The sequence below is a fragment of the Rhizobium sp. P40RR-XXII genome (genome assembly GCF_012641405.1).
Lineage (GTDB): Bacteria > Pseudomonadota > Alphaproteobacteria > Rhizobiales > Rhizobiaceae > Rhizobium.
Window position 1 is genome coordinate 222,506 of record NZ_JABAII010000006.1, and the last position, 13,172, is coordinate 235,677.

Consider the following 13,172-nt stretch of genomic DNA (forward strand, 5'->3'; position numbering starts at 1 on the left):
CGGCAAGCAGATCGAATATTCAGGGTACAGGACGCCATCAGAGCCCGTGGAAGGTGCCCTGAGCGCCGGCCCGGCATCTTATACCCTCTTTGTCGAAAGACACGGGAGACCGGCAACGCAGACCTTTTCCAAGAAGCGCATCCCGCGAATCAGCCAATGAACCAAGCTCGAAAAGGATTGTTCCCTCCCCGTCGCCCCACAACACCGCTGTTAGCGTCTATTTTCGTTGCAATTGGCGGTCTGCCATGCTGATGCCGAAATTTTCTGATCTTGCGTTCCCACGACTTTGGAAGGGCGCCGCATGGAATTCATCACTCGTTATGTTGATCAACCATTGCTTGATTGTGGAGCGATGGCGCTGCGAACGTGGCACGAGCACACACGTCAATCGCCGCAGAAACTCGTCCCTTTCTGGACTCTTTTCGTCATATTGTTGCTTTTGTCCGCAACCAGCCTCTTCCTGGCGGGCACTGCCTACAAATTGACCTTTGCCGCCTTGTTAATGCTCTCCCTTCCGTCGGTCCAAATGCTGACGCTCGGCCGCACGGCCAGAACCTACGATATCCGAGCCTACCGTGCGCTGGCGACCGTTGCAATTCGCAAGCGCGAAACTGAATGGGCCATTCGCCTGACGGTTCTCTTCACCTCGGTCGTCTTTCCGTTCTGCATACACGTCGATGATCAGACGACGGCATTTTTTCTCATTGGCGCTAGCCTTTGGTTCGCACTCATTGTGCCGGCAAGGCTATATTTGGACGCAGCCGAACCGCCGCCACCGGCCGACGATGGCCGCAAGGTTTCCTCGCGAGCAACGATGGTTGTCGCTTAACTTTCAGCCATGGAACAAATTGATAGCCAAGCCCGTTCTCTATTGGGTAACAAATGGAGAGTGAGATGCTTTACTATGCGTTGGTATTTCTCGTCGTGGCCCTGATCGCCGGCGCCCTTGGATTCGGTGGTATTGCCGGTACATCCGCATCAATTGCTCAGGTGCTATTCTTTATCTTCCTGATATTCTTCGTTGTCTCTCTGGTCATGAATGTAATGAGACGCTAGGCGATGGCGAAAGAATTGACCTCGGAAGTTCCGAATGCCGGGTTGCCAGATGAGTTGAGCATAAACATCTTGTATCTCTGGCACCAAGGCCGACCCATTCGGCTTGATGCCAGAGATATGGGATATCGTCGTTTACCCAAAACGGCGTGACAAAAACGGGAGGCAACGCATGCGTGAGGAGGCACCTCACTTGCTGCAATCAATAGATTTGCAACGCGAAACAGCACCGAATTCATCATCACGCGCGACGGCCGTTACGTCTGGAGAACCCTCGGGCACCGACGCCCCTCCAGCGCAAGCCTTGCTCGCAGCCATCGTCGAAAGCTCCGACGACGCGATCGTCAGCAAATCCCTTACCGGCCACATTACGAGCTGGAACCGTAGCGCCGAACGGCTTTTTGGGTATGCGGCAGTCGAGGCGATCGGACAGCACATTTCCATTATCATCCCTGATGACCGACTTCATGAAGAAGACGTCATTATTTCCAGCATTCGCGCCGGAAAGAGAATCGAGCACTATGAAACCGTCCGCCGCCGGAAGGATGGAACCTTGCTGGATATTTCGCTGACAGTGTCGCCGGTCCGCGACAGCCACGGCACCATCGTCGGCGCTTCGAAAGTCGCACGTGACATTTCCGAGCGCAAGCGTGCCGCCGAACGCCAGGTCCTGCTGCTTCGGGAAATGAATCATAGAATCAAGAACATTTTCGCCATCGTGAGCGCAGTGATCGGATTAAGCGAGCGCACGGCAACCACGGTCCACGAACTTGCTCGCGACGTACGCGCCAGAACCAACGCATTGGCAATCGCGCACGAACTGACCCTGCAGGATATTGGGCCAACGACCTTCCAGTCGCAACAAACAACGCTCTTTGCGCTTATGAAAGCTCTTTTTGCCGCCCATCAGATCGATGGGGTCGAGCGCGTCTCGATAGATGGCGAGGACATACCGGTGCGAGGAAATATGTTGACACCACTCGCCTTGCTCCTGCACGAGTTTTCCACGAACGCCACGAAGTACGGCGCTTTATCAACGCCTGACGGCCGCATCGAGATCGACGTGCGCCATGACACTGATTTTTCGCTTGTCTGGACGGAAATCGGCGGACCGGCGGTCTATCGGCCTGACGGGCAGGGCGGCTTCGGATCGCAACTCGAAAAAGCGACCATCGGGTCACTTCAGGGTTCGATCGAGCGCGAATGGGATCCGACCGGGTTGAAGATCTCGTTGCGAATTCCCGCCACCATCCTCCGTGGAGAACAGCGCTGAGACCGTTGAGAAGCTGTAATTTACGTCCACATATATGGGAAGGAGGGCAATGGGACGAGACCCGAGTCCCGGAAAAAGCGTTGACGCAAAGCCTTCGTTTACACAGCTACTGGCTATGGTCGCCTCCTTCTTCTTGGATAGCCGGGTATGAGATCTCCATCAGCAATGCCAACCGCACGATGGGAAGCTTGTCGCTTCCTGCGATTTCGACAACCAGCCGTTCCCCATGCTTTTGTGGAATACCGTCAGCAGCCATTTCCGCCAATATATTCTTTGCTTGCGCGATAGCGGACATGAGATCGGGCAGATCACAACCTTCGCCGTCATCCCATATGCAGTCGCTGTCCTGCGTCACAAAGTAGAAGGTTGTCATGTTTAATCTCGTGCGATGCGCTACGCCGGCAGCGCATCGCCGAATGAAATGTCAACCGTTCTTCTACGCCGCCTTCTTTGCCTTTGCGTTCGCGGCCGTTTCCGCCAGCTTCGTAAGCTTCTGGTCGGTCGCTTTTTCCTCAGCCAGGGTCTGCTGAAGGAGAGGTACGGCGTCCTTCAAGCCAAGTTGCTTGGCCCATTCGATAAGAGTGCCGTAGCGTGCGATTTCATAATGCTCGACAGCTTGAGCCGAGGAGATTAGGCCAGCGTCGAGCGCAGGTGTGCCCTTGAACTCTTCCGTGATCTCATCGGCTTCGGCTATAATGCCCTGGATCGCTTCGCATGTCTTACCCCGTGCCGGCTTCCCAAGCATTTCGAACACCTGCTCCAGGCGTTCGACATGCGCTTGCGTTTCATCGCGATGTTGCAGAAAGCCTTGCTTGCCTTGTTCTGCCTGCGCTGCCCGCGCCATCTTGGGCAGAGCCTTGAGAATTTGCTTTTCGGCGTAGTATATGTCTTTCAGAGTGTCCAAGAACAGATCGTTCAATGTCTTCTCGGATGCCATTGATTCCTCCAACGATTATCGGTGCGTTCTTTTTGCGCGGCCGACCTTTGATAGCCTGCGGGAAAGCCGCCTGTGCGGCATTTCATGAAAACAAAATCACGAGCTCTTATGGCCCTGCCGGCCGGCCTTCCCATGTTGTTCGTGGCTGCCACCACGTGTTGCCTCTTTTGACTGCTCGTTGCGAGGTGAGGCTTGCTGCTTCGTGCCAGTATTCTTGTGGCTCTGCTGACCAGCCTTAACGTGCTGGTCATGTGAACCGCCTTGAGTTGCCATGTTCTTTCTCCTTGGCTTGATTGCGAGACCTTGCCGATCTCGACTTCCAAACAGATGGCCAGGGCTTTGGTTCCACTAAGACTTTCAAAAAAATACTGTTGCTCTATTTCGACAATTGATGCTGTCAAGATGGGACGGCAGCCAGTCTGATCCGTCAACTTCGCTATCACGAGCTGGGTATTCACCGTCCTGCGAACACCCGGCTTGCGCCTGCAATCTCAGAATTCTTCATCAACCGACGCCCTGCATGCAACCCGCCTTGCTTAAGGCTGCACTTACGCTACATCATTTTATCAAGCGTGATCGGCAGCTCGCGAACGCGTCTACCTGTCGCGTTAAAAACGGCATTGGCGACAGCGGCTGCCACTCCTGTGATGCCGATTTCACCGATGCCGCGTGCTCCCATTGGTGCTTGCGGATCGGCGACATCCGTGTAGATGATGTCGATCTTCGGCACATCCATCTGCACAGGCACATGATATTCGGCAAGCGAGGCGTTGACAATGCGACCGGTCCGCTCATCGAAATTCGTCTCTTCCGTCAGTGCGAGACCAATTCCCATGACGATGCCTCCCTTGAATTGGCTGGTCGCCGTTTTGGCATTCAGAATGCGCCCGGCGTCAAATGAACCAAGAAAGCGAGTGACCCGAATTTCTCCCGTAACCTCGCTGACGCGCACTTCGCAGAATTGGGCGCCGTATGAATGCATGGAGAACGCCTGCATCTCGGCCGGCGGTAGGGCCTCGGCCTGGCAGACCAGTTCATTGCGACCGGAGCGATGGAGGATCGTTTCATACGTCTCGAAACGTTCGGCATCGTTGCGATGGCCGATCCCTCCCTCGCGCGGCTCGACATCGGCGAGCGAAAGGCCGGCGAGCGGCGAGGCATTTCCCGCGAGCTTGATCAGCTCTTCGATAAACACATCCGTCGCGGCAATGACAGCGCCACCGATCGACGCCGTCTGCGTCGAGCCTCCCGCAATGACGCCGCGAGGCAAGTCGCTATCGCCATATTCGAAGGTAATGCGATCGGCCGGAATGCCAAGTCGCGCAGCAATATGCTGCGTCTGCGCGGTAGCAGTGCCCATTCCCATGTCGTGAACCGCGGTCGAAACCGTGACGCGGCCGTCAGCCGTGAGCTTGATACTAGCCGCAGTTCCGGGGAAACGATGGTAGGGATAGGTCGCCGTCGCGCAGCCCATACCGATCAGCCATTCTCCGTCGCGCTGCCGACGCGGCTCCGGGTTACGGCGATGCCAGCCGAATTGCTTCGCGCCCCTGTCATAGGCATCAAGCAAATGACGCGAAGAGAAGGACTTCCCGCTCGTGGGATCCTTTTCCGGCTCGATACGCTTGCGCAGTTCAACCGGATCGATCCCGAGCTTGTCGGCAAGTTCGTCCAGTGCGCATTCGAGCGCGAATGTCCCGACAGCTTCGCCCGGAGCGCGCATGAAAGTATTTGCCAGCATATCCATGTCGGCAACTTCCTGAGCAAGGCGAAATGTTTCGGCAGCATAGAGATGCCGGGCTGGAAAGGTAAACTGCTCGGGACAGGAATTATGCAGCGTCATGGCGACGATGCCGGTATGTATGAGCGCATTCAGGGTTCCGTCGGTAGTAGCGCCCAGCGCCACCCGCTGCTCCGTCACCGTACGGCCGCCGACCAGGCGAAAGACGCCCTCGCGCGACAGCATGATCCGGACCGGACGCTGCGCGAGCTTGGCGGCCGCGCAGGCCAGGATCTGATGATCCCATAGGCACTTGCCGCCAAAGCCTCCACCGACATACGGGGAGGTCACACGCACCTTGCTCGCATCAATGCCGAAAACCTCGGCGAGTTGCCCCGCGGTCAGATCGATCATCTGCGTCGCATCGTGCACACGCAGTTCATCGCCTTTCCAGACGACCGTCGCGGCGTGCAGCTCGATTGCGTTATGATTGTACCGAGGCGTTCGATAAATGTTGTCCACCTGCACGTCGGATGCCTTCAACGCGCCTTCCGCATCGCCGATTTCCAGGATGGGCGGCTCGCCGAGCAACGTGTCCAGCTGACGCGGCTTCCTCTTGGCCTCCTCAAAGGACGTAACCGCCGGCAAGGGAGCATATTTCACCACGATCAGCGATGCGGCGTGATCGGCTTGTTCCTGCGTTTCTCCGAGAACAACCGCGACCGTCTGGCCGTTCCAATGGATTTCGTCATTCTGCATGACGGGCAGGTCGCTTGCGCCGGCGGCCGACGGCGACGACATCATCAAGGACGGCGCTTTCATTCGGGGCGCATTGCGGTAAGTCATCACGAGTACGACGCCGGGCGCCCTTTCGGCTGCAGCGGTATTAAGTTCGGTCACGCGACCCCGTGCGATCTTGCTGAAGACGAGGGCGGCGTAGCAGATGTTCTCATACGGATATTCGGCTGCAAATCGAGCCTTGCCCTGGACCTTCAGCGGCCCGTCGACCCGCGAGATCGGCCGTCCGAGCGCGCCGTGCTTGCGCAGCAATGGGTCGGATGTGACGGCTGGTTGCCAGCTGCGGGGCATTCCTTGCGGAGTGTCGGATCGTACGCTCATGCGGCCTCTCCCTTTAATTCATCGAGCACGGCGACAATCGTTCGTTTCGCCAACTCGATCTTGAATCCGTTATCCTTCAGGGCAACCGCCGCGGCGAGTTCGGCTTCGGCTGCCGCGCGAAAGCTTTCGACGGTGGCGGGCTCACCTTTCAGGGCCGCTTCGGCCTTTAAGGCCCGCCAGGGCTTATGCGCAACGCCGCCGAGCGCCAAGCGGACATCGCGCACCTTGCCCGCCTCATCGATGTCCATCGCAGCGGCGACGGAGATCAAAGCGAAGGCGTAGCTCGCGCGGTCGCGCACCTTGCGGTACGTGGAGCGTCGGGCGAAGGGAAGCGGCGGAATTTCGACCGCGGTGATCAGTTCATTCGGCTGCAAGTCCGTTTCGATATCGGGCCTTTCACCGGGCAGTCTGTGCAGATCCATGAGCGGCATGCTACGCAAACCAATCGTACCCTTGAGATGTAGCCTCGCATCCAACGCGGCAAGCGCGACGGACATGTCGGACGGATGGGTCGCGACACAGGAAGGCGAGGCGCCAAGGATCGCATGATAGCGATTGAAGCCGTCTCTGGCATCACAACCGTCACCCTGATGCCGCTTGTTGCAACGCGCGGCGTCATCATAGAAGTACCGACAGCGCGTGCGCTGCAAGATATTACCGCCGACGGTCGCCATATTGCGGATCTGGGCGCTCGCCCCGGCAAGGATGGAGCGGGTAAGCAGAGGAAAGGCCGCGCGGACATACGAATCTGCCGCGAGCGCGGTGTTCTTTGCCGCGGCGCCGATGAGAAGGCCGCCGTCAGGACGTGGTTCGATGTCGGCGGGTAGTTGCGTAATATCGATCAGCATGTCCGGGCGTTCGATATCTTCACGCATTAGATCGACGAGATTCGTGCCTCCCCCGAGATATCGTGACGCGTTACCGGCCTTGGCAAGATCGATGGCCGTATTGGCATTGGGTGCCAGCTGGTAGGAGAAAAGGTTCATGGCCGCGCCCTCCCCTTGGTCTCCGTTTCACTTTGCGCGAAGGTCTGCGAGATGGCCTCGACAATACCGTTATAGGCGCCACATCGACAGAGATTGCCGCTCATTCGTTCGCGAAGTTCAATCTCATCAAGAACGACGCTTGTCGCGGAAAGGTCCTTTGTGACGGCACTCGGCACGTTGCGGTCGACCTCATGCATCATGCCGATCGCGGAACAGAGCTGGCCCGGCGTGCAATATCCGCATTGAAAGCCTTCACATTCGACGAAAGCATGTTGCAGCGGATGAAGCGGGCCTCGTGAAGCAATGCCTTCAATCGTCGTAATACTTCGGCCTTGATACTGGACCGCAAGCGCCAGACAGGAATTGATGCGTTCACCATCGACCAAGACCGTGCAGGCGCCGCAAGCGCCTTGATCGCATCCCTTCTTTGTGCCGGTGAAGTTCAGAATATTACGCAGCAGATCGAGAAGCGATGTGCGAATATCTGCCTGCACCTCGACATTTTCACCATTAATCGTGAACCTCATGATTCTTGTCTCCATGATGGCAACCGATGCGCTTGATATCGGGGATTAGCGTCTGGCCGGCGTTTCCCGGTGACACCCGCTCCGCGGCCGCCGGCGCCCTCGTCCGATCGCCGGAGCGTTGAACAGGCTTGCCCCTTTCGAAGCCCGGCCGCTGTCTAAGCGAGAACCACGCGAACGGCCAATTGTTCCCAGGAGATTCCCGATGGCGAAGATTTAGATAAGGAGCGCGCCAGCGCCCGTTCCGGCTTTCACGATGTGGTTTTCACGATGCGGCCGGCACGACGACCGGCGCGGCGGCATGACAGCGACTGGGTTCCTTGGAACCAGACAGGTTTATGAGAATTAATTTCTTTTCAATGGGAGAACACGGCCATGATCCGGAAATTGAAATCTGGCGAATATCGGCTTTACTCGCGCAAGGTCGACCCGAAGACAAATAAGCGTAAAAATCTCGGCACCTTCAAAACCCGCGAGGCCGCCGAAAAGCATGAGCGCGAGGTGCAATACTTCAAGCATCATTAGTCGGCTGCCAACGAAACATCGGCTCGAAACATCAGGTCCCGCCGACGATCCCCCGGTCAAGAGACCGCGCGATAATAGGGCGAGCCTTTGGACGTTTGACCGATTTTGTCGTGGTCTCGCTCTGCGTTCAGTCGATTTCATTACCCCAGACGGTGATCTTGTGGGCAAAGCATGCTTTCATCTGAATGTGAGATGATTGAACTATCCCTGTTACAAAGCCGTTCCGCAGATCATAGGGCATAGGGAGCATGAAGGTGGCCGAAATCGAACTTAAACTTGACCTGTCAGATCTGGAGATGGACAGGCTCGTGACGTCGGACCTTCTCGGCGAACCCGCCGAAACGGTCGAGCAGCGTTCGGTTTACTTCGATACGGATGACCGAAGGCTATTCAACGCAGGATTCACACTCCGGATCCGCCGTTCCGGTGTCGCGAGGACGCAGACGGTGAAAGCAACTGGTCCCAGCGCCTCGTTATTCGCTCGCTCGGAATGGGAGACCGCCGTCGAGACGGATGTCCCCGCCCTCGACCATACAAGCCCTCTTCTGAACCAGTTCGGCGACATCCGGGAAAGTCTGTTTCCCCAGTTCGAGATTTCCATAGAGCGTCGGATTTGGAACCTGATCGAGAACGACTCCAAGATCGAGCTCGTTGCCGATCGGGGCACGGCCGCGGAGGCCGACCGGCAGGCGGCTATCTGCGAGATAGAGCTTGAATTGAAAGACGGTAATCCGAAGGATCTCTTTACTCTGGCGCGCAAAATCGAGGCGATCGTGCCGTTCAAGTTCGGCGTCAACTCCAAGGCCGAGCGCGGATATCGGCTGCTGGATGCGGCGCAACATGTGCATAAATCAGCGGAGATCGCACTTGAGTGGCGCTCAAGCGCCGAGGACGGCTTCCAGGCGATCGCGCAAGCCTGTTTGCGCCAATTTCGGTTGAACGAGACCGTTCTGCTGCACCGAAGAAGCGCCGAAGCCCTTCATCAGGCGCGGGTCGCGATCCGGCGATTGCGATCGGCCATTTCGCTCTTCAGGCCGATCCTGGACGAAGAGGCGCGTCGGCTGTCCGATGAGTTCCGCTGGCTGGCTGGCGTGCTTGGCGAAGCCCGCAACACTGACGTGCTTTTGCCAAAAGCGAAAGACGGGGATCTTACGGACAGGCTGCAGAAAGTTCGCGAGGCGGCTTATGATGAGGTCGAGAACGCGCTAGGTTCGCCCCGAGCCAGAGCGCTCATGTTGGATTTCCATGAATGGCTGCATACCGGCGCCTATCGAGACGGGCCGGCGAAAGACAAGACGATCGGCGAACAAGCAGTCGAAGCGCTCGACAAGATGCGGAAGAAGCTGAAGAAGCACGGCCGGGATCTTGCCCATGTGGGCGACGAGAAGCGGCACGAGGCTAGGAAGGACGCGAAAAAGCTACGCTACGCCGCGGAATTCTTCAAATCATTGTTCGCCGACCACAAAAAGGCGCGCCGCCATAAGCGTTTCATCAAGGCCATGGAAGAATTGCAGGATCAGCTTGGAGCTCTGAACGATCTTGCAACCGGCCCCGACGTATTGGACAAACACGGTCTACGAGACCACCCGGGGGCCGCGTCGGTCATTTCGCACGCCGACAAATCATCGCTGATCGCAGCCGCGCAGGCGGCCCTCGACGACGTCCTCGACGCCAAGCGGTTCTGGCGATAGCTGCTTTCACGACGATACGGCTGCATTAGCGAGGCCGTCGGCTTTTGAAATTCATAAAGGCCTCCGTTTTTGATATCGCGCTCGATCCGTCACTGCAGGCCTGCCATAACATTTGACTTGGACTCATATTGGTGAGGCGTAAAATCCACCCATTGTTGCCGACCGATCTGGTAGGCGGTGACGGGTGAAGGTAAACGCGCGCTCTGGAAGCACATGACGACCCGTATGGAACGAGCACAATTCCCAAGAGATCCGGCGCTGCGCGCCTGAGCAATTGGGCGCGCGCGTTTCTTGCCAACGAGACGTCCGTAAACCGTGTGGTGGAGCGGACCATCAACGTTGCTTGCGATGACCCCGAAATCCTCAATGGCACCAATATGGACGATGCCCTGTTTGCTCTTTTGCATCGGCACGCATTGGAGGAGATCCACCTGACCGTGGCGCTGGCTTCGGGAACCGAGATGTCGATCGTGGCGCAGCCGGACGACATTCGCAACCAGCCGTTCTGCTGAAAATCCCGCTTCGAACCCCATGCATATCCACCGATCGCCGTATTCGGGCACGAATGCAAATGGCTGCCCGCGAAGCGAACCGGGCGTAAAGTGCCCGGCCGCTGGTTTGTGAGATTTCACGTCGCCGCGATAGGTGGAACCAATTGTTCTTCCCTGTGTTCGATGTAGGTTCCAGACGACGCAGGACACATCCCCATGACCAGCAATCCACGAAATCCTCCCAGAATTCGGGCTTATGACGGCCCAGCCGGCGGCTGGGGGTCGGCAAGGTCAGTGAGTGAAGTGCTGCTTCGCGAGCACGTCCCTGCGAAAGGACCGAGCCTGCTTGCGCACCAGAACAAGCCGGACGGCTATATGTGTGTCAGTTGCGCCTGGGCAAAGCCGGCAAAGCCTCATCCATTGGAATTTTGTGAGAACGGTGCAAAGGCCACAGCCTGGGAGGTCACCGATCGCAGAGCGGATGCGGCGTTCTTCGCCCGCTACTCGCTGACGGAATTGGCAAACTGGAGCGACCACGATCTGGAAGAACAGGGCCGCCTGACGCAGCCCATGCGCTTCAATCCCGATAGCGATCGGTACGAACCCGTCGAATGGGAGGTCGCTTTCGGAGAAATCGGAAACGAGCTGCGTGCCCTAGAGCCCAAACAAGTGGATTTTTACACCTCCGGCCGCGCCTCCCTGGAAACGTCTTACATGTATCAGCTCTTTGCGCGCATGTACGGAAGTAACAATCTGCCAGACTCTTCGAACATGTGCCATGAGAGTACCTCCGTCGCCCTGCCGGAAAGTATCGGTGCTTCTGTCGGCACCGCAATCCTCTCCGACTTTCAAAACTGCGACTGTATTTTCTATATCGCACAGAATGTCGGGACCTCGTCCCCTCGCCTGCTGCACGATCTGCAGGATGCGGCGGATCGCGGCGTACCGATCGTCACCATCAATCTTCTGCGCGAACGCGGATTGGAGCGTTTCAAGAACCCGCAAGCGCCGAGTCAAATGCTGTCGGGCAAGGAAACGATCATTTCGACGGAATATTATCAAGTCCGCAACGGTGGTGACACCGCCGCGCTTTTTGGAATATGCAAGGCTTTGATCGAAGCGGATGATGCGCTGAAGCTCACTGGCGTCAGCAAGAGCAGCGGCGCGGATGCCGAGCCCAAAGACCAGACCAATGCCTCAGAAGTCGCCTTTGCCGCCTCGATGGCGGCGGCCGACAAGAAGCACGTATTGGATCACGACTTCATCAAGGAACATACAACCGGATTCGAGCAATTCGCCTCGATCACCAGAGCCCACTCGTGGGAGGAGCTGGAACGCGTTTCAGGTCTCAACCGACAACAGATGGAACAGGCTGCGAAGACCTATGCAAATGCGCAAGCGGTCGTCATTGCCTACGGCATGGGCGTCACTCAGCACATCATGGGCGTCGACAATGTTCACATGATTGCCAATCTGGCCCTGCTGAGGGGAAATATCGGCAAACCTGGGGCAAATATATTGTCCATCCGTGGCCATTCGAACGTCCAAGGGCAGCGCACGGTCGGCATTACGGAAAAACCGGGTCTTGCTCCGCTTGATAAGTTGGCGCAGCTTTATCATTTCAATCCGCCGAGATGGATGGGGCGGTCGACGGTCGAGACGTGCGGTGCGATTCTAAACGGCGAGAGCCGTGCCTTCATCGGACTTGGCGGCAATTTTCTCCGGGCTGTGCCCGACACCGACCTGATGGAAAAGGCTTGGCGAAAGCTTCGCCTGACGGTCGCGATAGCCACGAAGCTCAATCGCTCGCATGTCGTTCATGGCGAGCTCGCCTATCTCCTTCCCTGCCTGGGACGCCTGGAAATCGACGAACAGGAGAGCGGCGCGCAAGCGGTTTCGATCGAAAGTTCCATCGCGCATTTTCACGGCTCGCGAGGGCGAGCAGCACCTGCAAGCACGCTTTTGCGTTCCGAGCCGGCGATCGTCGCCGGCCTCGCCCAGGCGACGCTTGGCGCCACTGCAGTGCCATGGGACAGATGGGTCGCAAACTATGCAGAAATCCGCGACGCGATTGAAAAAACCTATCCGGAGACATTCAAGGATTTCAACAAACGGCTTTTCCAGCCTGGGGGATTCGCGCGCCCGCTTCCTGCGCGCGAACGCAAATGGGTGACAGCGTCGGGGAAGGCAAACTTCATCGCGCCGGCCCGTTTGTTTCCGGACTTCGATATCGACGGCGACCCCGGCCGCATTCTTCATCTTGCGACCCTGCGCTCCAACGATCAATTCAATACCACCGTCTATGGCTATAGCGATCGCTTCCGGGGAGTGGACGGAACGAGAATGGTCGTGTTCATGAACGGCCACGACATTCGTCGGCTCGGCTTTGTCGAGGGTGAGAGCATTGACCTGCGCACCGCGCTTGCAGATGCGACAGACAGACAGGTCACAGGCCTGCGGATCATTGAATACGCCATCCCGGAAGGCTGCTGCGCGGCCTATTACCCCGAGGCCAATCCGCTTTTTCCGTTGGCCCATCACGACAAGAAGTCGAAGACGCCCTCCTACAAGCTTCTGCCGGTCTTGGTCTCCCGCACGAGCGGTATGTCTGCTGTTGATGAATGACGATCCTATCAACCCCTTCATGTTGGCGAGCAGGAAAGGCTCCCACACTCGGTGTCATCAAGGCTACGAACTATTGCCGGCATGCGCGGGAACTTCAGGCGGAGCTGCCGGGCCATCGTTCTTGGTTGACCGCATCAGTTCAACCACGTTTTGTGGGAGGCGCCGAAGCTTCGACGACGTCGTCACGTTATGCGGCCCTGGATCCGTGCCCGACTGTTTTCCGATTTC

Annotated in this window: 12 protein-coding genes; 6 read left to right on the plus strand and 6 right to left on the minus strand. The window is 57.5% G+C overall.

What is annotated here, in order from left to right; translation table 11 throughout:
- Positions 1 to 301: 301 nt before the first annotated feature.
- From HGP16_RS14030 to HGP16_RS14040, 3 genes are all read left to right on the plus strand, one after another.
- Positions 302 to 829: a hypothetical protein gene (locus tag HGP16_RS14030; protein WP_168840765.1), complete on the plus strand. Its 528-nt coding sequence runs from the start codon at positions 302 to 304 to the stop codon at positions 827 to 829.
- A 65-nt stretch (positions 830 to 894) separates the two neighbouring features.
- Positions 895 to 1,056, plus strand: coding sequence for a DUF1328 domain-containing protein (locus tag HGP16_RS14035; RefSeq protein ID WP_112421833.1), 162 nt, complete (start codon positions 895 to 897; stop codon positions 1,054 to 1,056).
- 169 nt (positions 1,057 to 1,225) lie between these two features.
- Positions 1,226 to 2,326, plus strand: a complete 1,101-nt coding sequence (locus HGP16_RS14040) for a PAS domain S-box protein (protein WP_205926444.1) — start codon at positions 1,226 to 1,228, stop codon at positions 2,324 to 2,326.
- Between the two features lie 106 nt (positions 2,327 to 2,432).
- Here the strand turns inward: HGP16_RS14040 and HGP16_RS14045 are convergent, their stop codons facing one another.
- From HGP16_RS14045 to HGP16_RS14065, 5 genes are all read right to left on the minus strand, one after another.
- Positions 2,433 to 2,699, minus strand: coding sequence for a DUF6894 family protein (locus HGP16_RS14045; RefSeq protein ID WP_168840627.1), 267 nt, complete (start codon positions 2,697 to 2,699; stop codon positions 2,433 to 2,435).
- A 63-nt stretch (positions 2,700 to 2,762) separates the two neighbouring features.
- Positions 2,763 to 3,263, minus strand: a complete 501-nt coding sequence (locus tag HGP16_RS14050) for a ferritin-like domain-containing protein (protein ID WP_168840628.1) — start codon at positions 3,261 to 3,263, stop codon at positions 2,763 to 2,765.
- 553 nt (positions 3,264 to 3,816) lie between these two features.
- Positions 3,817 to 6,102, minus strand: coding sequence for a xanthine dehydrogenase family protein molybdopterin-binding subunit (locus HGP16_RS14055; RefSeq protein WP_168840629.1), 2,286 nt, complete (start codon positions 6,100 to 6,102; stop codon positions 3,817 to 3,819).
- Positions 6,099 to 7,088: an FAD binding domain-containing protein gene (locus tag HGP16_RS14060; protein ID WP_168840630.1), complete on the minus strand. Its 990-nt coding sequence runs from the start codon at positions 7,086 to 7,088 to the stop codon at positions 6,099 to 6,101. The genes HGP16_RS14055 and HGP16_RS14060 overlap by 4 nt, the downstream gene beginning before the upstream one ends.
- On the minus strand, positions 7,085 to 7,615 hold the full coding sequence (locus tag HGP16_RS14065; protein WP_168840631.1) for a 2Fe-2S iron-sulfur cluster-binding protein: 531 nt from the start codon (positions 7,613 to 7,615) through the stop codon (positions 7,085 to 7,087). The genes HGP16_RS14060 and HGP16_RS14065 overlap by 4 nt, the downstream gene beginning before the upstream one ends.
- 372 nt (positions 7,616 to 7,987) lie before the next feature.
- Between HGP16_RS14065 and HGP16_RS14070 the strand changes: the two genes are divergently transcribed.
- Together HGP16_RS14070 and HGP16_RS14075 are read left to right on the plus strand one after the other, a co-directional pair.
- Positions 7,988 to 8,137, plus strand: a complete 150-nt coding sequence (locus HGP16_RS14070) for a hypothetical protein (RefSeq protein WP_133704710.1) — start codon at positions 7,988 to 7,990, stop codon at positions 8,135 to 8,137.
- Positions 8,138 to 8,391: 254 nt separating this feature from the next.
- Positions 8,392 to 9,828 carry a CHAD domain-containing protein gene (locus HGP16_RS14075; protein WP_409526837.1) on the plus strand — a complete coding sequence of 479 codons (1,437 nt, stop codon included), beginning with the start codon at positions 8,392 to 8,394 and terminating at the stop codon, positions 9,826 to 9,828.
- 89 nt (positions 9,829 to 9,917) lie between these two features.
- Here HGP16_RS14075 and HGP16_RS14080 read toward each other — a convergent pair whose 3' ends face one another.
- Positions 9,918 to 10,361 (minus strand): hypothetical protein, encoded by a 444-nt coding sequence (locus tag HGP16_RS14080; RefSeq protein WP_168840633.1) that lies wholly within the window; start codon positions 10,359 to 10,361, stop codon positions 9,918 to 9,920.
- A gap of 174 nt (positions 10,362 to 10,535) precedes the next feature.
- On the opposite strand from HGP16_RS14080, the gene HGP16_RS14085 reads away from it, so the two are divergent.
- The gene (locus HGP16_RS14085; RefSeq protein WP_168840634.1) at positions 10,536 to 12,944 is read left to right on the plus strand and encodes an FdhF/YdeP family oxidoreductase; all 2,409 of its coding nucleotides are present in this window, start codon (positions 10,536 to 10,538) and stop codon (positions 12,942 to 12,944) included.
- The last annotated feature ends 228 nt before the right edge of the window (positions 12,945 to 13,172 follow it).

Bases quoted from the DNA above. Each gene is read 5' to 3' on its own strand.
- HGP16_RS14030 (WP_168840765.1), top strand. From the start codon at position 302: ATGGAATTCATCACTCGTTATGTTGATCAACCATTGCTTGATTGTGGA.
- HGP16_RS14035 (WP_112421833.1), top strand. From the start codon at position 895: ATGCTTTACTATGCGTTGGTATTTCTCGTCGTGGCCCTGATCGCCGGC.
- HGP16_RS14040 (WP_205926444.1), top strand. From the start codon at position 1,226: ATGCGTGAGGAGGCACCTCACTTGCTGCAATCAATAGATTTGCAACGC.
- HGP16_RS14045 (WP_168840627.1), bottom strand. From the start codon at position 2,699: ATGACAACCTTCTACTTTGTGACGCAGGACAGCGACTGCATATGGGAT.
- HGP16_RS14050 (WP_168840628.1), bottom strand. From the start codon at position 3,263: ATGGCATCCGAGAAGACATTGAACGATCTGTTCTTGGACACTCTGAAA.
- HGP16_RS14055 (WP_168840629.1), bottom strand. From the start codon at position 6,102: ATGAGCGTACGATCCGACACTCCGCAAGGAATGCCCCGCAGCTGGCAA.
- HGP16_RS14060 (WP_168840630.1), bottom strand. From the start codon at position 7,088: ATGAACCTTTTCTCCTACCAGCTGGCACCCAATGCCAATACGGCCATC.
- HGP16_RS14065 (WP_168840631.1), bottom strand. From the start codon at position 7,615: ATGAGGTTCACGATTAATGGTGAAAATGTCGAGGTGCAGGCAGATATT.
- HGP16_RS14070 (WP_133704710.1), top strand. From the start codon at position 7,988: ATGATCCGGAAATTGAAATCTGGCGAATATCGGCTTTACTCGCGCAAG.
- HGP16_RS14080 (WP_168840633.1), bottom strand. From the start codon at position 10,361: ATGGGGTTCGAAGCGGGATTTTCAGCAGAACGGCTGGTTGCGAATGTC.
- HGP16_RS14085 (WP_168840634.1), top strand. From the start codon at position 10,536: ATGACCAGCAATCCACGAAATCCTCCCAGAATTCGGGCTTATGACGGC.